Raw genomic sequence first — 22890 nt, 5'->3', positions numbered from 1 at the left:
CAATTCATCACAGAGCAAGCTGGAAATATGCATCGAAACGACATGCGTCACCCAGCCATTGATGATCAGGAGTTTGCGCATTGAGAAAAATAGCATGTCTTGGACGTTTCACAATAACTCGTTTAGCCACTTGTTGGGCCAAAGGTAGCAATGAATCCCCCAAATCCATTTCACCTTGTTCAGGTAAAAGTAAATGCAAAAGTTGCATTTGTTTTTTTACCTGTGCCTGTTTTTTTACAGTGTGTTGATGCTGATCACGCTGTGGAAACATAGGATCCAGATAAATCACATCCACTTGCTGATCATGCTCAATACATGACTGTAAATAATGTGCAGAATCAGCAAATACCAATACGATTCGATCCACGACTTTCGCCAAGAACATATCTGATCGCGCCTGCTGCTGCGCATCTTCAAGTAAAGTAAATAAAATTGGATGACGTTCAAGCAAGGTTACCTGTGCACCCAAATGAGCCATTAGCAAACTATCGTGACCTAAACCTGCTGTTGCATCGATCAATTGAGGAGCTTCACTCAACTGACAGGCACGAGCAATCATTTCAGATTTAATGCTGGCACGTTTTAAACGAGAGATTTCAGCTTTCCAGTCTGGCTGCATTTTCATGCCATTGGCACATAACCAGAGACTGTGTTCATCAACACAAAGTGCCAAGTCTGGATGCTGTCTGAAAAAACGTGCATTGAGTTGTTCAACTTCACACAACTCAATGTCCACACCTCGTTCACACAAGACTTGCTGATAGTGTTGTGCAGATTTTAGCTCTGAGGCGGTGAAAAATAATTGCATGATGATTGATTCAAACTCCCTATTACCAAAGTTTCCAGCCAGTAAATGCAAAAAGTAAGATAATCAAACCAGAAACAATTCGATACCATGCAAAAATCATAAAATCACGTTTAGCAACATAAGCCACCAAAGCACGGATCAATAACAATGCTGAAATGAATGAAACTAACAAACCCACAACTAGAACTACCCAATCCTGTTGTCCCTGAAATACATCATGGCTCTGATATAGATCAAGCAACCCTGCACCAATAATTACAGGAATACCCAAAAAGAAAGAAAATTCGGTTGCTGCTTTACGTGATACACCTAAAAACATAGCTCCAATAATAGTCGCACCAGAACGGGATGTTCCTGGAATCAGAGACAATACCTGAATTAACCCAATCCAGATTGCTTCTTTTAGACTGATATTTTCAACTTCAACTGCATTCACCTTCGGCGGATTTTTCTCAATCCACATAATGATTAAGCCACCAATAATCAATCCCATGGCAACTGCAACATCGTTGAATAATAAATCTTTAACTGTTTGTCCAAATGTCAGACCAACCAATACAATCGGTATAGATGCGACAATCAGACTAATCGCCAAATGACGGCCCTTGGCTTCACCTGTCACCATGCCAGTAGCAGCACCCCAAAGACGTGACCAATACTCATAAATAACTGCAGCAATTGCACCCATCTGAATTGCGACAACAAAAACTGCACTTTTCTCAGGCGTCCAGAAATTCAATAATTCAGAGGTTAAAATTAAGTGTCCAGTGCTAGAGATGGGAAGGAATTCAGTAATGCCCTCCACGATTCCCATAATCGCTGCTTTTAATAGCAGTAAAAGATCCATAATTTATCCTAGTTCGACTTACCTTGTTCTGCAATTTTTTTCCAAGCATTATCCCTTAAATACACAGGTAATGCCTGCTCCGCACTGACCCAACACTTCTGTTTAGCATAATGTCGAGCAAGTAACGCAATATCACGTGCGGATGGACTCAGGCTACTTGACGGTTCAGAAACAGAAGAAGAAATAAGCTTGGCACCTGAACCTACACACGTAAATTGAGCATAGGACTGTGCCAACTCATAATTTAAAAGTTGTTCTTGGCCGTGGAGTTGCATAATGCCATCTTCATCACAACTAAAATTGGCTAGATATACTTCCTGCATGCGTGCATCCAGAATCGCCGTTACCTGACTCAGTTGTAACTCACGATAAGCTGCTTGCGCCAAAGCCTGTAAAGTAGAAACAGGAATCACAGGTAAATCATTAGCCCATGCCAATGCTTGAGTCACCGCGGCATTAATACGGACGCCACTAAATGATCCAGGCCCACGACTAAATGCGATTGCGGTTAAATCGCTATAGCTGATTTGTGCCTGTTGCAAAGCCTGTTCAATCATGGGCAAAATGGTACGTGTTTGAGCCTTAGCCTGCGTATCCATTTGAAAAAAAAGCTCATTTGACTGATCAATCAAGCAAACAGAACAATGATCATTTGCCGTTTCCAATGCCAGCACATTCATGCAACTTCACGCCATTATCTATTTAAAAAACGTGGGCTATCATACTCTAGAACCTATATTTAGGCGAGATTTTCAATTTTACTGATACAAAAAATCTCATCTGTAACAGTTCACTCAGTAGATGTTATTTAAAGGAAAAAGGGTGTAATTGCATAAATCGCTTATAGTGCTCCGCATAATGTAAGGCACTCAGACGTAATTTTGCTGCTCCAAAATCATCTAGAGTTTTCACAATTTTACCGGGGGAGCCCATCACGACAGAATTATCTGGAATTACCTTGCCTTCTGGGATCAAAGCATTTGCACCAATAATACAATTTTTGCCAATTACCGCATGATTCAACACCACCGCATTGATACCAATTAGACTATTTTCACCAATCGTACAGCCATGCAACATGGCTTGATGTCCAACCGTCACATAGTCACCAATATTGAGTTCAACACCTGCATCAGTATGCAGTACGGCATTTTCCTGAATATTGGTAAAGTGCCCTAAACGAATTGGACTATTATCAGCGCGAATTACTGCGCCAAACCAAACACTAACCTGTTGACCCAGTTCAACTTGACCAATGACAGTAGCATTGTCTGCAATCCATCCATCCCAAGGTTCAATCAATGCTTTTGGTGAATGTCCTTCAAAGCTATACATCATAATGACAACATCCTGTTGTTTTTTCGAATTAAAATTTACGGGGTTGAAAATTAGGAGAATTTAAAAGAAAAGGCCAGTCTTTTTGATAATCCAATCCATAATGAAACAATGCAATCAGCATTCTTGCCGTCAATCCCCAAATGACTTCATTTTCCACTTGTAAACTGGGGAAATACAATGATTGATGCGCGTATTTCACTTCATAGGGGGTTGCTGGTACAGTGAGCAATTGATTCAAAGACGCAAAAAAGATCCGATCAATTTCTGTCGGCTGTGCAATCAGCTCAACAGTGGGAGGAATCAACCCCACAACGGGTTTCACCAACATACCGCTACGTGCGCGTTGCATTGGTAAATCGCCAATCAACTCAACATCAAAAGGATTCAGCGCCGTCTCCTCCTGAGCTTCTCTTAATGCGACCACAATATTACTGGTATCACCTGCATCACGCTTTCCTCCAGGAAATGACACTTCACCCGCATGATTGGTTAATTGAGTCGAACGGCGCGTCAACAAAACCTTTGGATTTTGTTCATTGGTAATCGCAATTAACACCGCCGCCTGTGCAGGCGAAGTACGTTTTGAAAAACGTAAGCGTTGCTGCAAAAGATGCGTGAGTTGCTGCTCTACCATGCTTTTCTCTCTATATTCTTCTCCTTGTCATCATAGCCGAAAAATCTAGTCGTTCGTATAGAAATGATGCGAAAGTCCAAAATTTCAGTTATGCTGAGGCATCTTTTTAGCTGATGATCATTATGAGTTTTTGCACCGTTTGTGGACATGAAACTGAAGATAAAATTCCGTTGGGCGATCATCAGATTCGTCGTGTGTGTACACATTGTGGATATATTCATTATGAAAATCCAAAACTGATTTGTGGAGCTTTAGCCATCTGGGAAAATAAAGTCTTATTATGTCGTCGTGCTATCGAGCCTCGTTATGGGTTATGGACACTTCCAGCAGGATACATGGAATTATTTGAGACGATGGAACAAGGGGCTGCACGTGAAACTCGCGAAGAAGCCGAAGCTGAAATTGATATTGAACAATTATATTGCACATACAATATTCCACGAATTGGACAAATCTATGTGCTTTTTAAAGCAACACTAAAAGATGGCGTTTTTGGTGCAGGTGAAGAAAGTATTGAATGTCGTTTATTTGAAGAAGATGAAATTCCATGGGATGAGTTGGCTTTTCCAAGCGTAGAACGAACATTAAGACATTATTTTGAAGATCGAAAAATTCAACACTATCCTGTACATCTGGAAACATTAGGTACACGGTTAGATCATACTGGATAGTTTTTCACTTATTATTAGTTTAAATAAAAAAACAGGGGAATCATCACGATTACCCTGTTTTAATTTTAGACTGAATTACTTCTGTTTAATGGTGTAACAACTTGGTAATTCAATCGCCAATGTTCCATTTACCCGTTTTGCCAACTCTTTTTGTACGTCTGTTGGGGCTGGTGAAACATCCTTGATATTATTATAAACTTTTTGATAAGCCGCATGAATATTAATCCAGTTGGCTTGCTCATTACTAAAGTTTGTAATATTTATGCCTCGAGCAGTATTATGATCTGTTAAAAGATTGTGTAAATTAATTTTCACACCGCCCGAACTCAGAACTTGAGCAGTTCCACTAGAAGTCGCCGTAACAGATAAACTCTGGTTAAGTCCCAAAATCACCCCTTCTAACAGGCCAAATTTAGTATTAGTCAAAATCATACGGATAGTTAATGATTTATCAGTTGTATCATAATTACCAGTACCCGTCGTTCCTACCCTAAATTGTTGAACCCCATTACTATCTATCATGGTATCAGGGTTAACTGTTGCACATGTGCCTGACATATCATTAGCAGTCGCATCGGGTTTAATATCCGAACGAATATCACCATTTTCATCAATCACAATTCCCAGTTTTACATCTTTAACTGTCGTATCGCTAAATTTTACAATCAAAGTTGCATACATTGGGAATACATAATATTCACCCGTTTTGACATTCTTTTGGGTTGTCAGGATCTTTTTGTCCAGATAGGTAATTGGATTGGTTTTAGAAATATCAATAGTCCCATCAAACTGCTCTGGACTAAATTGCTGTGTCCATTTACCGTAGCTTGCAGAATCACCCGTACTATAACCAGTGGCCTGTTTATAAACAGCTTCTGTGCCAGGTACGATATAACCGTTGATTAAACGACCTTGTGTAATGCGTAAAGGATCACCACTTTGATCTGCCATAGAGAACACAAATGGGGTGCTTGCTAACTTTTTAGTTAAAGGATTAATCCAGTTAGTCTGTGCTTCGGCATTCATTTTCTTCGGTGCGATTTTACTAATGAGCGTTAAACGTTTTAAAGAATCGCTAATAACTGTTCCTTCACTGGTCTTATCATCAGGTTTGCCTTTCCATTGCAAACCATAACCAAATGTATGACCTGTACGATCAGAGAGCAAATACATATTACCAATAATTTCATTACCTAACAGGCTCTTGCCATGAAAGCCTTCAATGTACTGCTGATCAACGCCACTTTCAGCGGGCAACGGCCATGGTAAAAAATCAGATTGGAAACTGCCTGCATTTTGCATATTGAGCATTTTGGTAACAATATCAAATGCCGTCTGGTCATCAACCACAGAAACATCTACCCATGGTTTCAAAATTGCAGGATAGCTACCATCTTTAAAATTCGTCACATCAATCGATTGACTGATATTTTTTAGGTTACTCTTATAGTCTTCATCTAATTCTATTGGTTGAAGATCACCAATTGCATTTTTCTCGTTAACGGCTCCAGCAGCCTGAAAAATTTTAACTAAAGCCATGGCGACTTTAATCGTTTCATCATTTTGATCCAGACTGGCAGGCGCTTTACCAACCATTGCAGTTGCAATATCTACTAAGGAAATCGGAGCATCTGAAATTTTTAAAGAGGTGATTGTTTTTAAATCAACCGCACCTAACGTTATTTGTTTGTCCGTTCCTTGCCCTTTTATAGAAAAAGTTGCTGTATCACCCAACTTACATGCACCTGAAACAGCATTTGAACTATTTTGAGTAATAAAGTGGTTAGTGGTATCACTGCTACAGTCAAAATTTAACCCAGCTACAGGATAATCAAAAACAAATTCCAAACAATCATCAGAAGTGGCAGAACAACTAGTACTTGCTGTAACACCCGTACTACTCGGTGGGTCGACATTAATATTTCCGCCTTCACCACCACATCCACTTAAAGCAGCCATAAGAGCTGTTAAGGTGAAAGGAATTAATATTTGTTTTTTCATAATACAATCACTTTAATTGCCTAACGGATCGCCGTTAATTTTATTTGTCCCTGATTTGATAAAGCTTTTTCCTGAACATCTAATGCTGAAGCCAAAGGCGTCAACAAAATATAAGATGTTTGATCTGGAAGTCTTATCGTTCCTTCAATTGCAGCATGTTGTAACATAGTGGCGGGAAATTCCTGATTTTTATAACCACTTACGCCCTCAAGTATGCATCCGTTCCGATCCAGAAATACCACGAAAGGCCAATAGAACGTAGGATTTTGTTCTGTCGTGGCATACGAAGTAAGTTTCATCTGCTTTAATGGTGCAGAAAGTTTTACAACATCGTAATCAAAAATATCTTTTAGTGGTTTTCTTGGCCATAACCCAATTTGCTTTTCAACATTAAATAGTTTGGCGTCCTTTATCTTTTTATCAGTAAAGCATGCTGTTGCCAAACTTTCTACCACTTGTTCCTTAGGCATTCGATAATAAGTTGAAGATAGGGCCAGCACCTCCTCTTCCTTTTCATTTTGATTCTTTTTCAGCATTGTTTGTAAAAAAGATTTACTGACCCCTTTTTCACGTTGCTCGGGCTGCATACGAACTGCACCCAACCGAGCATCCACAATCCCTTCTGGCATCATGTAAAAGCGCTTTTTACCTTCAAGATTGAACTCTTTATCTTCCAGATATTCGCTATCGATATATTTTTCGCCGTTTACTTCCACAATATGCTCATCTGTTTCAGTGACGGGTGATGATTGATCCGTTGCGTTTGAATAAACATTTGACTGAACTTTCTGAGTTGGAGGCAATGTTGTTGCTTTTGTCACAGGCTGAGGCTGAGGCTGAGGCTGAGGCTGAGGCTGAATATAACGCGATTGCTCAGAGTTTACTTTATTTTCTTTTTTTTGCTGTGATGGAATCTGGGCAGGAATTACTACTTTTGACTCAGGAGAATTCTTAGGCTGAATATTGGCTTCTGACAAGGTCTCCGTAACATGTTGTTGTGTTGTATGACCTGATTTTTCCTGTAAAGAATCCTGTTTTACAGACTGGGGCTGAACCATTTGAATAGGTTGAGACTGTTTTGATTCAACTGCCTTGGGCGTATCAGTCTCGCTCACTATTTTCTGGTTGGTCGTCTTTTTCTGTTGCGTTGGATCACGAGGAATAACTAGAGGACGACCATCAGGACCAATAATAGTAAAAAAGTCGGCAGCATATGCCGTTGGCCCTGTTCCTATTGAAAACAGCACCAACGATAAATAGCCAATTGATTTCTTACTTTTAAACATATTTACCATCTTGTTCTGTAGTTAATCCCTAAAATAGTCACTTGCGTATTGGTACGAACATTCAAGCCGGCATAAGGGTTTAAGATTAAATTATCAACCCCTGTTGCATTTGATAAACTACTGGTATTGGCAGGAATGTTATCTCGGCTACGTAAAAATGCTAGAGTTAAGTCGATGTCAGTATCAGCATCAAACCGATAACCCAATCCCAAACCAAATAATTGCGCATTATTGATTGGAATTAAGGTATTTCGTTTGTCATCTGGTGTTGCAGATGAACGTGGTTCATATCCAGCACGCAGTTTTAGACGATCTGTTGCAGAATACTCTATCCCTATTCCCCAACTCCATGGAGATGTGAATTTTAAAGGGACGCCCAAAGAACTATCAGTCGCACTGCTGGCCAAAAGTTTTGCAATTTTAAGTGCTGAAACTTGTCGGTCAAATTCAAATCGGAACTGATCCCATTGTTTATAATCTGTCCAGCCCACATCAAAATTGATTTGTAAGTCTGGTAAAATTTTATATTTGATCCCCGCCTGAAAATGCGCTGGATATTTTAAATCCATTGAGACTAAACCAGATTCGCTCGCAGGAATATAAGATGGGAATCCTAAAATAGCTGCAAAAATTTGTCCCGTTGCAGACGAATTTAATGCACGAATTAACTCACGCGGTGCATTGGCATTATCGACATAATATTTACCTTTCAAACGCATTTTACTTTCGCTTTGATACACCATACCAAAAGCAAAATCATCTGTTGGCTCCCACATTAATCCCAAGTTATAACTTGGAGTTAAAGATTGTTCCATCGTCGCTTTTAATTGTCCGAACTTACCAAATGGATTGAGGCCTTCATTGGCATTACATAAACCCAAAAGTAAAAGATCAGTAATAATATCTGAGTTATCACGAAATGGTGAGCAGACCACATCATCAACCATACGCAATACACCAATGAGTTCATTGGGAAAACGTAAGTCGGTTTTTAAAGACATGGCCTGATAAGACATGCCCAATGATGCCCCAAGTGACAATTCATCATTCACCTGAAAAGCAAATGAAGGTGATAAATAAGTTATACGCTCAAATGCAACCTGTTGCCCCATAAAGTTGCCAGGATTACCGTTTTCAGAACCATAACCCACGATCAACGGTGCATAAATTGCTGTTGCATAAGTTACTTTTGAACCTGGTGGTTTGTATGCAATACCCGCCGTTGGTGCAGCAATAGGAACGCCTTCACCCAAATCCACCATTTTCTTTAAGATAGGCACATAAATACTGGCATATTCAACATCTGCATTCACTGTACCTTTAAAGTCGGTACATAAACTCGATGGATTTTCAGGCGCGTCATTACACACTAAAGGATCGTCTGAATAGCCAAATACGTTATAACCCGCGGGGGCAGATAGATCACGTTTTACGTTAAAGTTTGCAACAATTCCTTGTACATCCGTTTGCAAACCTTCAATTTTAGCCAGTCCCGCAGGGTTAAAGTGAATTGCACTAATTCCTGGAGGATCAGCAGTAACCGCATTCCCCAATGATAATGAACGAATATCAACCGATAAGTTTTGTCCAAGTTGCGCAAAAGCCACACTTGAAAAGCCCGTTAAAAAAATTGCAGCAGCTAACGGGCGTAGTCTCAGGTATAACATACCGACTACTCCCTTTAATTACGAATTTTTTTAGCAAAACCGATAATATCCAATGGGAAAGACAGCCCCAGTGAGACATCAGGTGCATCTTCAGTTAACCCTATTCCCAAGGTCCCATTCACAATAGTATCCGGTGAAACACGAACACCTAAGGCAATCGAAAAAGTCGCACTGGTCTGGTCTGCTGGCTTATAAGTCTCACCAGTATTGTAGGTAAATTCACTCTCAGTATTGAAACTTTGCTGATAAGACATCGTCAAAGAGACATCATAGTTAAACGAATAAGCAAAACCGAAAGCAAAACCACCACTAATGCCTGGATCAAACTCATCAATAATTCGCGTACCACGAACCTGATTTAGACCAGTTTCCTTGAAGCCATAATTTGCCGAAACTGAAGCGAATAATACAACTGGATCAATATATTTACGTGTACTTGCGCCAATACCAGCCGAATAATACCCTTTACCTGTTGATAAATCCTTGGTTGGATTCACTTCATACGGACTGTCGCCTGTTTTAGTAGAGATATTACCAAATAGAATCAGAGGTAAACGCCCTGCTTTTAGAGGAAAGGGTTCCCAACGTGCACCAAATGAAATATCACCTAATCCTGCTGTGGTGGTATCTTTTAAATTATCTGACTTGGCAACAAAAGGAAGAGAAGTGGATAATGTCAGGTTATCACGTAGACCATATTGCAAAGTAAATGTATTAGTCAGAGTATGAGTCGCATCTTCATCAACTCTTAACTGTGCAACACTGCCATCTTGAATCGCAAGGTTAAGTTGACTATCTCGATAGTAAGTATAATCGATATCATAATAAGTCGAGATCTCACCTCTTTTGATCAAAGAGTATTGACGCTCATTTGAAGTAAATACTTCTTGCAGGTTACTTTCCTGTGTTGCGTCACCCTCTTGCTTTTGCAATGCTTCTGCTGCACTTGCTGGCTGTGCTGAAGCCGCATGTGCTGGGGCAACTGGAGCAGGTTCAATCGCAGGCGCATCCCCAGGTTGTACTGCTGTTGCATTTGGATCTGGTTCAGTAAATGCAGTTGCGGGTTCTGATGTTGCTGGCACATCCTGTGCTTTTACATCTGCTGCATATACACCACCCACCATAAAGATTTGAATACTGACTGCAAGTAGAGTTTTATTCATCCATTGAGCTCTCATCATCTAATTCCCACCACTTATTTTTTTTCTGACTATTTACGCTTGTAATACAGGCGCATAAAAGTATTAATGTTCTGACCATAAGTATCTGATTCTTTATTTAAATCAGGGCCTCTGCGTACAGTCGATGCTCTATCTGCAATCTTTTCCATATAGAAAGTTGGGTATTGAATATCAACTAATGCATATTTATTGACTGTTGCATCTTCCACATGGCGCATATCAGAATCTTGTAATGCCAACAAATTCTGTCTTTGGGCTTCTGGAACATTGATTAAGAATAAAGTATTGTTTTCCCAAATCTCTTTAAATCTTTCCTGATCAAAACTGATATTCCCCAAAGCAGGGTCAGCGACATAAACACGCCCATTTTTATAAGCTTTGTAAACTACGAAATGTTTAAAACCTGCATAGGAAATTGGAACAATTGCAGGTTGTCCCTGTTTAATCAGGTCAGAAAATTCCCCACGATAACCACCACTTTCCAACCCTAGTGCAGTCACAAAACGTTTCATATCCAGTAATGAAAAGCTGCGACGTTCTACGATGCGGTTATATTCACCAAAGCGCAATAATCCGTTCATGGTTTGCTGCTCGGTTAAACGAGTACCCACATAACCATTTAAAAGCGTTGTTAACGCTGCTGAACCACAACTATAGTCATAAGCTTGGCGTACAATGCCACGGAATTGATCTTCAACCGCGGGTTTAATATTAACCTGTTCACGGTGAAAACGAGTGAATGAAGGTTCACGTGAATCGAGAACCTCTGTATAGTTGACAGTACCTGGCGGCTTTTCCTTTATATCAAAGGCTTGAGTCGCAAAGTAATAGATCAGTGCCGACCCCAATGTAATCTCTAACATAATCTGACTTTTCTACTTTTGGCATCTGATGCCCTTACGTTGGTATTATTTTTAGAGTAAGCACTCTACGTTCCTTGTCTGTTGAAGATACCTTTTTTTATAAAAAAATACAGCTTTTTTTTTATTTTTTTGACGGAATGCGTCTTTTTTTGTAAACAATGTAAATAAAAAGACGCGCATAAATGCGCGTCTTTTTAATGATTGATACTAAACTAAATTAGTGACCAGTAATGGTGATTTGCGAGCCAGCAGTACCGTTAAGACCGTAATAGGTTCTTAGGCCGCTTACTTCAACATCACCAATTGAACCAGCAGCTGCACTACCTAAATGAACGCCTTTGATATAGATGTTATTACCCGTTGCATCATTAGAGGTAATTTTTAAACCACCTGTTGTAACACTTACAGATGCATCCAATGCCAAATCAGAGCTACCTACAGATGCAACTTTGATGCTATCCAATACGATATCACCACCGCCATTTGTACTGCCATCATGAATAGAAAGATTAGATAATTCTAAACCACCTTGCATAGTAGAGTTCAATTTGATCATTGCACCTTGAGGAGCAGAACCTAACTGAATATTCGCATCCATTACACCAGTAGTAATTGTTAAGCCATTTAAGATTTTATTGTAGCTAGAACCACCTTCTACACCACGTACAACAGCTCCAGTTGTGTAATCATTACTTTTATCAACGCCAATTTCACCCACTTTGATTACCAAGCCAGATACTTGAGCACCGACATTTAAGAAAGCACCGTTTGTACCAGCATCTGTATCGATAGTTAAATCAGCAAGGTTATGAGAAGCTAAAAGAGAACTTGTATTTGCTGTAATCTCAACACCATGAGCCACAGTACCATTTGTACCATCACCATTTGCTTTGATCACAATTGCACCAGCTTCACCAGTACCGCCATTCGCTGTTGCCAAACCATCATTATCATGAATAGCCAATTGATCAATTGTTACTTTAGAAATACCGATACCGATATTCAAGCCATCCTGACCCGTGGTAGAGCTAAGCGCAGCATCATCCATAGACTGCATTGCCATTGCATTTGCACTGATCGCGATTGAAGAAACCAAAGCTAGTTTAGTAAACATTTTCATTCCGTACTCTCCCAAGAGCATTTATTTTTTTTGGTTTTCACTACTCTATGTTTCTATGGTTTTTTGAATTTCCCCAGCAGAAACGTCCTATCCATGAGTAGCTGAATTTGCCTCTCCTAAATTACAGCTCTGTTAATTTTTGTTCAACTGTTGTTGATCAAATTTGATCAACAACCCGATAAACGGTTCATCAACTTATGTCTGTTGAAGTTCTGTAGTAAAATCACACCTTCTACTCTATTCATGATTTTAGGCTTGCCTCAGTGAAGTTTTTTTGTAAAATAAATCAAGATATTAGCTCTACCTCTGAAATACTGTCAAAACTTCACACCATGAGTGGACTGGTTTTTTTGAAAGATCAAAATTATCCTGTTATTGCATTTAACCCTAACCATTATTTAATTTATAAGAATAATCAATTTAGTTTTTTTAAAATAAATTCAGAAAAGCAGTATGAAATGATGGATGAGTTCGCTATTGACAGCTTACTTCAATTTGATTCATCACAGAATCATCCTGTTTTTACACAATTTCAGGGAGGCTATATTGGCTTTGTTTCTTATGATTATGCGGCGAAACAATTTACCTCAGTTCGAGAACGTCCCCAACCTGCTTTTTACTTGGGGCGATATGAAAGTTTTTTAAAACAGCAAGAGGATGGCTGGTATTTTTATAGTCATGCGGATGATGCCGAACAGCAATTTATTCAACTAAGAACATTACTTTCTCAACCCATAACAATTGAAGAACTTGAATTAACTCAAGCCTGTCATCCGCGTTGGTCAAAATCAGAATACGCGAACGCTTTTCAACAGATTCAAAATTATATTGTGGCAGGTGATTGCTACCAAATTAATTTAACTCAGGAATTTACCGCAAAGGGCCAAGGTTCATTATTAAGCCGTGCAGAATCTCTGTGGAATTTGACGGATGCACCTTATGCTGGCTATTTAAAACTAGATGATTTTGAGTTACTCAGTTGCTCTCCAGAACTCTTTATCGAATTTAAGCAACAACAACTCATTACTCGTCCGATTAAAGGCACAATGCCACGTTTTGCTGATCCTGATCTAGATGCAGCATCAAAACAAAAACTACAGAACTCGGAAAAAGATCAGGCAGAAAATGTCATGATTGTTGATTTATTGCGCAATGATCTAAGCATTCATGCAGAAACGGGTTCAGTAAAAACCACCAAGCTATTTGAAATTGAAAGCTTTAATCAAGTTCATCATATGGTGAGTGAAATTGAGGCTCAATTAAAATCTGAGGTAAATCCATTTGATGTCTTGATGTCGGCGCTTCCGGGTGGCTCAATCACTGGAGCACCCAAAATTCGTGCCATGCAAATTATTGAAGAACTTGAGGGTGGTTCACGCGGCGCCTATTGTGGCTCACTCGGTTACTTTAACTTTGATGGTTCAGGGCGCTGGAATATTTTAATTCGCAGTATTCAAAAATTTCAGGATGAGCTTTCCATCTGGGCTGGCGGTGGAATCACTATTGCCTCGGACTGTGAGGCTGAATATCAAGAGTGTTTCGATAAAATTTCTGCCATGCTAAATTTACTCAATACATGGCAGATTAAAAATTAAAAACTTCGGTCAGACTTCACTTTAGATTAGGCTTGTTAAAGTATCAACTAGCCGTTGGTTTTGTTCATCTGTACCAATGGTAATCCGCAAATATTGATCAATCCGCGGTTTATTAAAATAACGGACAATAACGCCCTGTTCACGTAATTGTGTTGCCAATTCTGCCGCAGCATGGGCTGGATGTGTAGCAAAAATAAAATTGGCTTTCGATGGCAATACTTGAAAACCAATCGATTGTAATTGCTCAACCAACACATCCCGACTTTGGATAACTTTTTGACATTGCGCCTCAAAATAGGCTTGATCTTCAAAAGAAGCGACAGCTGCGGCAATGGCAAAACGATCAATGGGATAAGAATTGAAGCTATTTTTAACTGCTTCAAGCGCTGCAATTAAATGTGCCTGAGCAATCGCAAATCCCACCCGTAAACCAGCCAATGAGCGTGATTTGGACGTGGTTTGACAGACCACTAAATTGTCATATAGATTGACTAAACTCACCGCAGATTCTGCACCAAAGTCTACATAAGCTTCGTCAATAACTACGACATGATCAGGATTGCTTTTTAAAATTTGCTCAATTTTTTCAAGAGACAACGCGATACTGGTGGGGGCATTCGGATTGGTAATAATAATGCCGCCATTGTCCTGCTTATAATCTTCTACCACAATCTCAAAGTTTTCATTGAGTGGAATCTGTTGAGTTTTTACTGCAAAGAACTGACTATAAACTGGATAAAAACTATAAGTGATATCCGGATATAGAATCGGTTTATCCTGAATAAAAAAAGCTTTAAAAATGTGCGCTAGAACTTCATCCGAACCATTACCAACAAAAACCTGCTCAACTGCGACATTTTGCTGCGTAGCAATGGCCTGTTTCAGCTGGCTAGCATCAGGATCAGGATATAAACGTAAGGCATCAGCTTGATGATTGAGCACTGCCTGCACAGCATCAACTACTTTTGGTGAAGGGGGATAAGGATTTTCATTGGTATTTAATTTGAGTAAATTCTGGATTTTTGGCTGTTCGCCTGGTGTATAGGGTTCTAATTCACGAACCTCTGGACTCCAGAAACGCATTTGTTGATTGCTAATTTTCATCTTGATATTCATTCCGTTTCATCAAAACCGCCTCGCTTTTTTCATCTTAATTGATTACGACACCTAACATCACAAGCAGAATCAAGTGCTAAAGCAAGTCAATTTTTAAATTTTACTTTTTTCATCTCTTTAAAAAGGGCTGAATTTTCAGCCCCTCGATCTTTAAATATTTGTTTCAGGACAATAACGATAACGTGCAGAACGAGCATGGGCATCCAGATTTTCCTGTTGTGCCAATATGTCTGCGGTTTTTGCCAACGTTTTGACGCCCTCTTGTGAGCACATAATCAAGCTGGAACGTTTCTGAAAGTCATATACACCAAGCGGTGAAGAAAAACGTGCCGTACCTGATGTGGGTAGAACATGATTCGGCCCTGCACAATAGTCACCAATTGCTTCTGGCGTAAAACGTCCCATAAAAATTGCACCTGCATGGCGAATATCCTGACTCATTGCTTCTGCATCATCCAGACAAAGCTCTAAATGCTCTGGCGCAACCTGATTAATCAGTTCAATTGCTTCTGCCCGATCTTTGACCAGAACCAATGCCCCACGATTAGCAATCGAGGTACGCGCAATATCTGCTTTAGGCAATGCAACTAAATGCTCTTCTACAGCCTGAGCGACATCTTCAAGTAGTTTTTCATCTGGAGTAATAAAAATCGCTTGGGCTACGGTATCATGTTCGGCTTGAGATAAAAGATCCATTGCTAGCCACTTGGCATTATTCTGACCTTCAGCATAAACCAAAATTTCTGAGGGCCCTGCGATCATATCAATTCCGACCTGACCAAAGACCGCACGTTTTGCAGCAGCAACAAAACGGTTACCTGGTCCAGTAATTTTATCGACAGCTGGAATAGTTTGAGTACCATACGCTAATGCGGCTACGGCTTGGGCACCGCCAATAGTAAAAATACGAGTCACCCCAGCCAAATATGCCGCCGCTAAAACTAATGGATTAAGTTCGCCATTGGGAGCAGGAACGACCATAATAATTTCAGGAACACCTGCGACATGTGCAGGCAAAGCATTCATGAGTACCGACGATGGATAAGAGGCTAATCCACCTGGCACATAAATTCCAACACGATCCAGCGGTGTAACTTTCTGACCTAACGTATTCCCCAGATCATCAACATAAGTCCAACCTTCCTGCTTTTGTGCCTGATGAAAAGTACGGATACGTTTTGCGGCAAGTTCTAATGCTTCACGAATTTCAACACTTAAACCATCAAATGCAGTTTTAAGCTGTGTTTGAGTCAGTTCTAAGTCAGAGAATTGATGCGCTGGATGTCGATCGAACTGTTGCGTTAATTTAAGCACATGATCATCACCATGCTGACGTACATCAGCAATAATTTGATCTACAGTTTGTATTAATTGAGGATCATTAACCGTTTCAAATGCTAAAAGTTCAGCAAATGTCTGTTTAAAATTTTGATCCTGAGTCGATAAACGTCGCATCAATTTACCCACAAGGCGAAAAAGAGAACGCTAAGTTTACTCTTTTTCAGTACGCTTGTGGGCACAATGTAGGCTAAAAAAATCAATGGGAAAGAATGAGTTCTTCGATCACCCCGTCATTCTACTTTTATTTGCTTAATCAGAATATTTAAGCAACAAGAACAAAAAGTTAAAAATTATTTTACTTCCCGTGTCACAAAGCAAAAGGATGACTCGTCAAATAGGTACCTATTTTGATTTTAATCAGGAACACGACAATGACGACGCTCAATATTCATCCTAAAAAACATTTACCAGAATCAATTCATTATCTCTATCAGGTTCATCAAAATATTCTCGACTTGGACCTGATTGCTCGCTCGCTTTATCATCTTGTTCTACTACGCGCCTCGCAAATCTATGGCTGTGCTTTTTGTGTGAAGATGCATATTTCAGAAGCCTTGGCAGATGGTGAAGTACAATCACGCTTGGATCGTTTGGTGGTATGGCGACATTGCAATGATTACACTGATCAGGAAAAAGCAGCCCTAGCCTGGGTTGAAGCATTGACCACTTTACATGCGCTCACCGATTATGAACCGTTACGCTTGACCCTGTTAAAACATTTCAGTGAAGCACAAATTTCAGCTTTAACTTTACTCATTGGCATGATTAATTTATGGAACCGCATTGCAATTTCACAGCATTAACGTCTATGAAAACGTCAGACATGATAAGCCAACATGATTTAAATCTTTTTGAGGCAAGCCGAACGTTTCTGTTCGGCCTTGCTTACCGACTGTTAGGCACAACCAGTGATGCTGAAGATGTCTTGCAGGATATCTTTATAAAATGGCAACAGCAAACTAAACAAGATATTATCAATCCTCAAGCTTGGCTGACGACAGTATGCACACGTCACTGCATCGATTTACTCCGTGCTCACCATCGAGCTAGAACTGAATATACCGGAACATGGTTACCTGAACCCTATCATCATATAGAAACGCCCTCGATCGAATCCGACTATACACTCTCTACGGCCTTCCTTTTGGTTCTTGAAAAGCTCTCAGTCAAAGAACGGGCAGCTTATTTATTACATGACATCTTTAATCTTGACTATGTTGAAATTTCGGAAATCCTCCAGGAGCAACAAAGTAATTGTCGACAACTGGTAACCCGTAGCAGAAAACGTATCTCAGATGAACCGAATGTTCTCTCAAATCATCCTACTCAGCAGCAAGTCAAATTACTCAATGCATTCAAAGTCGCCATTCATTCACATGATCTAGATCAATTAACACAATTACTCAGTGAAGATATCCAATTTGCAGCAGATGGCGGTGGTAAGGTCTCAGCGATTCGGCAGCCTTTCATCGGCCAACCTGCTATATTACGTTTCTTTGAACGCTTGCTTTTTAAGGCGTGGAGTGAACTCTCTTGGGAAATGTGCCATCTCAATGGCGGTGTCGGTTTTAAACTCTATGACTCAAACCATTGTTGTGTCATGGTACTGACTTTCGCATTCAATGATCAACAACAACTGCAAAGTATCTATTCTTTACGTAATCCAGAAAAACTCAAATAAAAAGGCCAACCAAAGCTGACCTTTTTATTCAATTTTATCTAAAACTTAGTTTTGACGTGCTTTAACTGCTTGTTCGACTTGTGACAAGATCGGATCGAGTAATGCCTGTTTTCGTTTAAAACTAGCTTTATTCACAATCAAGCGTGAAGATACTTTCATAATCTCATCAAGAGGTTCCAAGCCATTGGCACGCAAGGTATTCCCAGTGTCAACTACATCTACGATATAATCGCCTAACCCCACTAAAGGTGCCAACTCCATAGAACCATATAATTTAATCACATCAACTTGTTCACCCAAGCTCGCATAATATTGACGCGTTAAATTAACATACTTGGTCGCAATTTTTAAACGGCCTTGCGGACGTTGCATACCGACTTTACCCGCCGTCATTAATTTACAGTTGGCAATTTTAAGGTCTAGCAATTCATAAACATGTTGTGCGCCATGTTCCATCAACACATCTTTACCAGCCACGCCAATATCTGCAGCACCATTTTCAACATACGTAGGAACATCAGAAGCCCGCAAAATTAAAATACGAACTTGCTTATGTGTAGTAGGAAAAATTAATTTGCGTGACTTTTCGGGATCTTCAAGCAAATTAATGCCCGCTGCTTCCAGTAAAGGTAAAGTTTCTTTTAAAATTCGACCTTTACTAAGTGCCAATGTTAAACCATGATCAAAATTTCCCATGACGTTAAAGTTTGGGTCATCGTTTCTCATATCATTCATTAACTGACTCGCTTAATTTTCGCGCCTAAACCTTGCAATTTTTGTTCAATATTTTCATAACCGCGATCAATATGATAAATACGGTCAATCAGAGTATCGCCTTCTGCAACTAACGCAGCCAGAACCAAAGAGAAAGACGCGCGCAGATCCGTCGCCATCACAGGCGCTGCCTGTAAAGTATCGACTCCAGTCACGACCGCATCATTGCCTTCAACCTGAATATTAGCCCCCATACGCGCAAGTTCTGGCACATGCATAAAACGATTTTCAAAAATCGTTTCAGAAATTGTTGCAAAACCACGGCCAATTACATTTACAGCCATTAACTGAGCTTGCATGTCGGTTGGAAATTCGGGATGCGGTAAAGTTCTAAAACTCACGGCTTTAGGGCGTTTCCCTTGCATATCTAGTTCGATCCAGTCATCACCACGGGTCACTTCTGCACCCATTTCTTCAAACTTATCGAGTACTGATTCTAGTAACCTTGGATCAGTATGCGTGGTCTTAATACGGCCACCAGTAATAGCCGCTGCTGCCAGGTAAGAACCTGTTTCAATTCGATCTGCAACAACTGCATATTCACAGCCGTGTAAACTCTCAACACCTGTAATCGTAAGTGTATCTGTGTCGATACCTTCAATTTTTGCGCCCATTTTCACGAGCATATTGGCTAAGTCGGTAATCTCAGGTTCACGTGCAGCATTACGTAGGATGGTGACGCCCTCAGCTAGGACCGCTGCCATCAAAATATTTTCAGTCCCACCAACAGTCACCATATCAAAGGTAATATCTGCCCCTTTTAAACGACCATCGACTGTGGCATGTACATAACCATTTTCTACATTGATATGCGCGCCTAAAGCTTCCAAAGCTTTTAAATGTTGATCGACAGGTCTTGACCCAATAGCACAACCACCCGGTAAAGAAACCTGAGCATTACCATAACGTGCTAACAAAGGACCAAGCACCAAAATCGAAGCCCGCATGGTTTTAACTAATTCATACGGAGCAAACTGATTAGATAAAGTTGAAGTATCTGCCTTTACCGTATCACCTTCATATTCCATAGTGATGCCTAAACCAGCAATCAACTTCACTAATGTGTTTACATCTTTTAGATTTGGAACATTCGTGAGTGTAATTGGAGAGTCTGCCAAAATCATGGCAGCCAATAAAGGCAAAGCAGCATTTTTGGCCCCTGAAATACGTACCTCACCCTCAAGCTTAACACCGCCCGTAATTAAAAATTTATCCATTAATTATTATGCTCCGAAAAGGCTTGCTTTGCGCCATTCGGCTTTGGTCATTGCCCGAATTGTAACTGCATGGACTGCGCCACTTGCAATATAAGAATTTAAAGGTGAATAAACGGCCTGCTGACGAGCAACAGTACGTTTCCCTTCAAATTGGTCATCTACAATACGCAGGTCAAATTTTCCCGCCTGACCAGTGACAGCCACTTCCGCATCTGGAAAAGCTTCTTGTAAAATTTGAGTGAGCTGCTCACTATTCATTGCTAGACCTCATATACAAGCGTAGGCGTAAAAACGCATTATTTTACTATAAATCATCGATATAATTCAGCACATGTTGATATTTTACAAATAAAAAAAGAGGCTAATGATTAGCCTCTTTTAAAGAAAAAAACTACATATCAACAATGAGTTGCTGATAATTACACTGCATTTTACGATGTTTTTGTAATTGGCGTTTTAATTTTTCAGTCAGTTTTTTAATCGACATATACATGTCATCCGCTGAAGCTTGAGCAAAAAGCTCAACACCAGGTAATCTTACAATTGCCTCTGCAATATGATTTGCACTTCCTTTATGCGTTCTTTTATCAATTTGATGATCTTTGGAAAGCTTAACCTGCATACTATTGACCTGATCCAGATGTTTGGTCAATTGATCAAACTTGGTTTTAATACTGTTTTCAATTGCAGGGGTAATAACTAAATGATGTCCACGAATTGTTATTTGCATAATTCTATCCCTCACCTTCTTTCAGGATATAAAGTCATAGCCAAGACAATCTAATGACAAAACAGAATTCTGCATCACAATCATTAAATCATTTGAGCTACTCCTTTGGTGAAAAAAAATTCATTATTTTGCAACAATGAATCTCTAGAATAGTCATACTTTAAAAATCAGATCAAGACTTTTCGTTCAGAAGATGAAGGAATATGTAACGATTCGCGATATTTTGCCACTGTTCGACGGGCGACATCGATACCTTCTTCTTTTAATAATTCTGCAATCGCATTATCCGACAAAGGCTTACGCGGATTTTCTGCTGAAATCATTTTTTTAATACGGGCACGAATAGCAGTTGAAGAGCATTCCCCCCCCGATGTGGTCCCCACGTGGCTTGAAAAAAAGTATTTAAGTTCAAATAAGCCACGTGGCGTTAACATATATTTATTGGTGGTGACCCTTGAAACAGTAGATTCATGTAACTCAACTTCTTCTGCAACATCACGCAGTACTAGGGGTTTCATGCCTTCGGCACCAATTTCAAAAAAAGTACGCTGATGTTCCACAATGCAAGTTGCGACTTTTAATAACGTTTTATGGCGCTCATCAATACTCTTAATAAAATTTTTAGCTTCTAACATTTGATTACGCAAATAAAGATTTTCGTCACTCTGGTCCGCTCGACGAATCATATTAGAGTAAAAAGAATTAATTCTTAGCTTTGGCAAAACATCCGGATTTAATTGAACTTGCCAGCTATTGTCTTTTTTATTTACTACGACATCAGGAATTTGATAATCAAACTCCTGATTTTGAAAATCCGCGCCCGGATAAGGTTTGAGGGTCTTTAATAACCCGATTGCCTCTTTTAACTGATTCATCGTTAGACCTGAAGCTTTTAAAAGCTTATTCAAATCATTGGCTATGAACAGCTCATAATATTGCAATAAACTTAATGCTTCTTTTCTTAATGGCGTATTCACATCCATTACATCTAATTGAATTTTTAAACATTCAGCCAAATTAACCGATGCCACACCGACTGGATCAAGCCGTTGTATATATTTAAGTACGACCAGAATTTCGTCATGCTCAATTTCTTCATCATAATCTGCCTCAGCAAGCAAATGCTGCGCTGCCAATAAAATCTCTTCAACTTCAGCATCAAGAAAGCCCTTTTCATCCAGACAATCAATAATGCAATAAGCAATCAACTTATCTACTGTAGAAAAATGCAGTAAATTCACTTGCTCTAAAATATGTTCTTTTAAAGTATGATGAGCTTGACGATTATCTTCACGTTCTTCAAATTCTGGTGAAGCTAAAGCTGTTGATTGATGTGTATAAACATCATCCCAATCTGTATCGACAGGAAGATCATTTGGTAAATGATCTGCATTCAAATCCTGTGTTAAATCATTGGTATCTTTAGTGTCTAAATGAGTTAGGCTTTCTGTACTACTTTCATCTTCTATTTTTTCAAGCAATGGATTACTATCAAGTTGTATTTGAATTTCTTGTTCAAGTTCCAGACTAGACAGCTGCAATAAACGAATTGCTTGTTGTAATTGAGGCGTAAGCGACAAACTATTCGCAACTTTCAATCCAACAGATAACTTCATAAATCGACATCCCAACTATACTTACAAAGCAAAAAATGTGCCTACAAAGTTATTTATAGCATAAGTTTTAACGATATCCTACACAAACCATATGATTGAATAACATTTCATAATTATTTTAAATTCGTGAGATATTTCATAATACTTAGTAAAAAAAGAAGCCCCGCCACTGGCTAGTGACGGGGCTTATATTTAAAAGCTGGCGATGACTTACTCTCACATGGCTAACGCCACACTACCATCAGCGCGAAGAGGTTTCACTTCTGAGTTCGGGAAGGGATCAGGTGGTTCACTCTTGCTATTGTCGCCAGCAAACTGTTGTGGTGTTTTCGGGTCTTATCTACATTTATTTCTCATGTATGCCTTACTTAACAACCAAAGAACGATTAACGGATTGGAATTGA

At 39.5% G+C, this 22890-nt stretch carries 22 protein-coding genes and 1 rRNA gene; 4 read left to right on the top strand and 19 right to left on the bottom strand.

Annotated features, from left to right (window positions below; genetic code table 11):
* Positions 1–7: 7 nt before the first annotated feature.
* From IAE19_RS10875 to IAE19_RS10855, 5 genes are all read right to left on the bottom strand, one after another.
* Positions 8–808, bottom strand: coding sequence for a class I SAM-dependent methyltransferase (locus tag IAE19_RS10875; RefSeq protein WP_200460956.1), 801 nt, complete (start codon positions 806–808; stop codon positions 8–10).
* Positions 809–830: 22 nt separating this feature from the next.
* Positions 831–1655, bottom strand: coding sequence for an undecaprenyl-diphosphate phosphatase (locus IAE19_RS10870; protein WP_200460955.1), 825 nt, complete (start codon positions 1653–1655; stop codon positions 831–833).
* 8 nt (positions 1656–1663) lie between these two features.
* The gene (gene tsaB, locus IAE19_RS10865) at positions 1664–2335 is read right to left on the bottom strand and encodes a tRNA (adenosine(37)-N6)-threonylcarbamoyltransferase complex dimerization subunit type 1 TsaB (RefSeq protein ID WP_200460954.1); all 672 of its coding nucleotides are present in this window, start codon (positions 2333–2335) and stop codon (positions 1664–1666) included.
* 124 nt (positions 2336–2459) lie between these two features.
* On the bottom strand, positions 2460–2990 hold the full coding sequence (locus tag IAE19_RS10860; protein ID WP_200461059.1) for a gamma carbonic anhydrase family protein: 531 nt from the start codon (positions 2988–2990) through the stop codon (positions 2460–2462).
* Between the two features lie 31 nt (positions 2991–3021).
* Positions 3022–3627 carry a CoA pyrophosphatase gene (locus IAE19_RS10855; RefSeq protein WP_200460953.1) on the bottom strand — a complete coding sequence of 202 codons (606 nt, stop codon included), beginning with the start codon at positions 3625–3627 and terminating at the stop codon, positions 3022–3024.
* Positions 3628–3749: 122 nt separating this feature from the next.
* On the opposite strand from IAE19_RS10855, the gene IAE19_RS10850 reads away from it, so the two are divergent.
* A complete protein-coding gene (locus tag IAE19_RS10850; protein ID WP_200460952.1) occupies positions 3750–4298 on the top strand; it encodes an NUDIX hydrolase in 549 nt (182 codons plus the stop codon).
* 75 nt (positions 4299–4373) lie between these two features.
* On the opposite strand, the gene IAE19_RS10845 is transcribed toward IAE19_RS10850, so the two are convergent.
* From IAE19_RS10845 to IAE19_RS10820, 6 genes are all read right to left on the bottom strand, one after another.
* Complete coding sequence (locus IAE19_RS10845; protein ID WP_200460951.1) at positions 4374–6299, bottom strand: hypothetical protein; 1926 nt, start codon at positions 6297–6299, stop codon at positions 4374–4376.
* 20 nt (positions 6300–6319) lie between these two features.
* Positions 6320–7585: a putative pilus assembly protein FilE gene (filE, locus tag IAE19_RS10840; protein ID WP_227611051.1), complete on the bottom strand. Its 1266-nt coding sequence runs from the start codon at positions 7583–7585 to the stop codon at positions 6320–6322.
* Positions 7586–7587: 2 nt separating this feature from the next.
* Entirely contained in the window at positions 7588–9252 is a 1665-nt protein-coding gene (locus IAE19_RS10835) for an OmpP1/FadL family transporter (RefSeq protein WP_200460949.1), read from the bottom strand.
* 14 nt (positions 9253–9266) lie between these two features.
* A complete protein-coding gene (locus IAE19_RS10830; RefSeq protein WP_227612250.1) occupies positions 9267–10415 on the bottom strand; it encodes a hypothetical protein in 1149 nt (382 codons plus the stop codon).
* A gap of 47 nt (positions 10416–10462) precedes the next feature.
* Positions 10463–11296, bottom strand: coding sequence for a C39 family peptidase (locus tag IAE19_RS10825; protein ID WP_200460948.1), 834 nt, complete (start codon positions 11294–11296; stop codon positions 10463–10465).
* A 217-nt stretch (positions 11297–11513) separates the two neighbouring features.
* Positions 11514–12416, bottom strand: a complete 903-nt coding sequence (locus IAE19_RS10820; RefSeq protein ID WP_200460947.1) for a DUF6160 family protein — start codon at positions 12414–12416, stop codon at positions 11514–11516.
* Positions 12417–12679: 263 nt separating this feature from the next.
* Between IAE19_RS10820 and pabB the strand changes: the two genes are divergently transcribed.
* Positions 12680–14011, top strand: a complete 1332-nt coding sequence (gene pabB, locus IAE19_RS10815; protein ID WP_200460946.1) for an aminodeoxychorismate synthase component I — start codon at positions 12680–12682, stop codon at positions 14009–14011.
* 21 nt (positions 14012–14032) lie between these two features.
* On the opposite strand, the gene hisC is transcribed toward pabB, so the two are convergent.
* Both hisC and hisD read right to left on the bottom strand, forming a co-directional pair.
* Positions 14033–15115, bottom strand: a complete 1083-nt coding sequence (hisC, locus tag IAE19_RS10810; RefSeq protein WP_200460945.1) for a histidinol-phosphate transaminase — start codon at positions 15113–15115, stop codon at positions 14033–14035.
* A 162-nt stretch (positions 15116–15277) separates the two neighbouring features.
* A complete protein-coding gene (gene hisD / locus IAE19_RS10805) occupies positions 15278–16594 on the bottom strand; it encodes a histidinol dehydrogenase (RefSeq protein ID WP_200460944.1) in 1317 nt (438 codons plus the stop codon).
* A gap of 245 nt (positions 16595–16839) precedes the next feature.
* Between hisD and IAE19_RS10800 the strand changes: the two genes are divergently transcribed.
* Both IAE19_RS10800 and IAE19_RS10795 read left to right on the top strand, forming a co-directional pair.
* The gene (locus IAE19_RS10800; protein WP_200460943.1) at positions 16840–17271 is read left to right on the top strand and encodes a carboxymuconolactone decarboxylase family protein; all 432 of its coding nucleotides are present in this window, start codon (positions 16840–16842) and stop codon (positions 17269–17271) included.
* 5 nt (positions 17272–17276) lie between these two features.
* Positions 17277–18149 carry a sigma-70 family RNA polymerase sigma factor gene (locus IAE19_RS10795; RefSeq protein ID WP_200460942.1) on the top strand — a complete coding sequence of 291 codons (873 nt, stop codon included), beginning with the start codon at positions 17277–17279 and terminating at the stop codon, positions 18147–18149.
* Positions 18150–18194: 45 nt separating this feature from the next.
* On the opposite strand, the gene hisG is transcribed toward IAE19_RS10795, so the two are convergent.
* The 6 genes from hisG to rrf form a co-directional block, all read right to left on the bottom strand.
* On the bottom strand, positions 18195–18884 hold the full coding sequence (gene hisG / locus IAE19_RS10790; protein WP_200460941.1) for an ATP phosphoribosyltransferase: 690 nt from the start codon (positions 18882–18884) through the stop codon (positions 18195–18197).
* The gene (gene murA / locus IAE19_RS10785; protein ID WP_200460940.1) at positions 18884–20140 is read right to left on the bottom strand and encodes a UDP-N-acetylglucosamine 1-carboxyvinyltransferase; all 1257 of its coding nucleotides are present in this window, start codon (positions 20138–20140) and stop codon (positions 18884–18886) included. Before murA ends, hisG begins: the two co-directional genes overlap by 1 nt.
* A gap of 6 nt (positions 20141–20146) precedes the next feature.
* Entirely contained in the window at positions 20147–20398 is a 252-nt protein-coding gene (ibaG, locus tag IAE19_RS10780) for a BolA family iron metabolism protein IbaG (RefSeq protein WP_200460939.1), read from the bottom strand.
* A gap of 133 nt (positions 20399–20531) precedes the next feature.
* Positions 20532–20870 carry a ribosome hibernation-promoting factor, HPF/YfiA family gene (gene hpf, locus IAE19_RS10775; protein WP_200460938.1) on the bottom strand — a complete coding sequence of 113 codons (339 nt, stop codon included), beginning with the start codon at positions 20868–20870 and terminating at the stop codon, positions 20532–20534.
* 167 nt (positions 20871–21037) lie between these two features.
* The gene (locus IAE19_RS10770) at positions 21038–22486 is read right to left on the bottom strand and encodes an RNA polymerase factor sigma-54 (RefSeq protein WP_200460937.1); all 1449 of its coding nucleotides are present in this window, start codon (positions 22484–22486) and stop codon (positions 21038–21040) included.
* Positions 22487–22683: 197 nt separating this feature from the next.
* Positions 22684–22798, bottom strand: a 5S ribosomal RNA gene (gene rrf, locus IAE19_RS10765).
* Positions 22799–22890 lie beyond the last annotated feature (92 nt).

Origin of the sequence: Acinetobacter sp. S40 (assembly GCF_016624705.1) — a bacterium.
In the GTDB taxonomy this organism is placed as follows: Bacteria; Pseudomonadota; Gammaproteobacteria; order Pseudomonadales; family Moraxellaceae; genus Acinetobacter.
Note: the sequence above shows the minus strand (reverse complement) of the source record. Positions and strands in the feature narration are given on the sequence as shown.

What these genes read in the sequence shown, in the direction of transcription:
- ibaG (WP_200460939.1), bottom strand. Translation starts at nt 20,398, where the DNA reads ATGAATAGTGAGCAGCTCACTCAAATTTTACAAGAAGCTTTTCCAGAT.
- IAE19_RS10825 (WP_200460948.1), bottom strand. Translation starts at nt 11,296, where the DNA reads ATGTTAGAGATTACATTGGGGTCGGCACTGATCTATTACTTTGCGACT.
- IAE19_RS10800 (WP_200460943.1), top strand. Translation starts at nt 16,840, where the DNA reads ATGACGACGCTCAATATTCATCCTAAAAAACATTTACCAGAATCAATT.
- IAE19_RS10875 (WP_200460956.1), bottom strand. Translation starts at nt 808, where the DNA reads ATGCAATTATTTTTCACCGCCTCAGAGCTAAAATCTGCACAACACTAT.
- IAE19_RS10870 (WP_200460955.1), bottom strand. Translation starts at nt 1,655, where the DNA reads ATGGATCTTTTACTGCTATTAAAAGCAGCGATTATGGGAATCGTGGAG.
- IAE19_RS10820 (WP_200460947.1), bottom strand. Translation starts at nt 12,416, where the DNA reads ATGAAAATGTTTACTAAACTAGCTTTGGTTTCTTCAATCGCGATCAGT.
- IAE19_RS10850 (WP_200460952.1), top strand. Translation starts at nt 3,750, where the DNA reads ATGAGTTTTTGCACCGTTTGTGGACATGAAACTGAAGATAAAATTCCG.
- IAE19_RS10845 (WP_200460951.1), bottom strand. Translation starts at nt 6,299, where the DNA reads ATGAAAAAACAAATATTAATTCCTTTCACCTTAACAGCTCTTATGGCT.
- hpf (WP_200460938.1), bottom strand. Translation starts at nt 20,870, where the DNA reads ATGCAAATAACAATTCGTGGACATCATTTAGTTATTACCCCTGCAATT.
- hisG (WP_200460941.1), bottom strand. Translation starts at nt 18,884, where the DNA reads ATGAATGATATGAGAAACGATGACCCAAACTTTAACGTCATGGGAAAT.
- IAE19_RS10835 (WP_200460949.1), bottom strand. Translation starts at nt 9,252, where the DNA reads ATGTTATACCTGAGACTACGCCCGTTAGCTGCTGCAATTTTTTTAACG.
- IAE19_RS10830 (WP_227612250.1), bottom strand. Translation starts at nt 10,415, where the DNA reads ATGAATAAAACTCTACTTGCAGTCAGTATTCAAATCTTTATGGTGGGT.
- IAE19_RS10795 (WP_200460942.1), top strand. Translation starts at nt 17,277, where the DNA reads ATGAAAACGTCAGACATGATAAGCCAACATGATTTAAATCTTTTTGAG.
- IAE19_RS10860 (WP_200461059.1), bottom strand. Translation starts at nt 2,990, where the DNA reads ATGTATAGCTTTGAAGGACATTCACCAAAAGCATTGATTGAACCTTGG.
- filE (WP_227611051.1), bottom strand. Translation starts at nt 7,585, where the DNA reads ATGTTTAAAAGTAAGAAATCAATTGGCTATTTATCGTTGGTGCTGTTT.
- tsaB (WP_200460954.1), bottom strand. Translation starts at nt 2,335, where the DNA reads ATGAATGTGCTGGCATTGGAAACGGCAAATGATCATTGTTCTGTTTGC.
- murA (WP_200460940.1), bottom strand. Translation starts at nt 20,140, where the DNA reads ATGGATAAATTTTTAATTACGGGCGGTGTTAAGCTTGAGGGTGAGGTA.
- hisC (WP_200460945.1), bottom strand. Translation starts at nt 15,115, where the DNA reads ATGAAAATTAGCAATCAACAAATGCGTTTCTGGAGTCCAGAGGTTCGT.
- IAE19_RS10770 (WP_200460937.1), bottom strand. Translation starts at nt 22,486, where the DNA reads ATGAAGTTATCTGTTGGATTGAAAGTTGCGAATAGTTTGTCGCTTACG.
- IAE19_RS10855 (WP_200460953.1), bottom strand. Translation starts at nt 3,627, where the DNA reads ATGGTAGAGCAGCAACTCACGCATCTTTTGCAGCAACGCTTACGTTTT.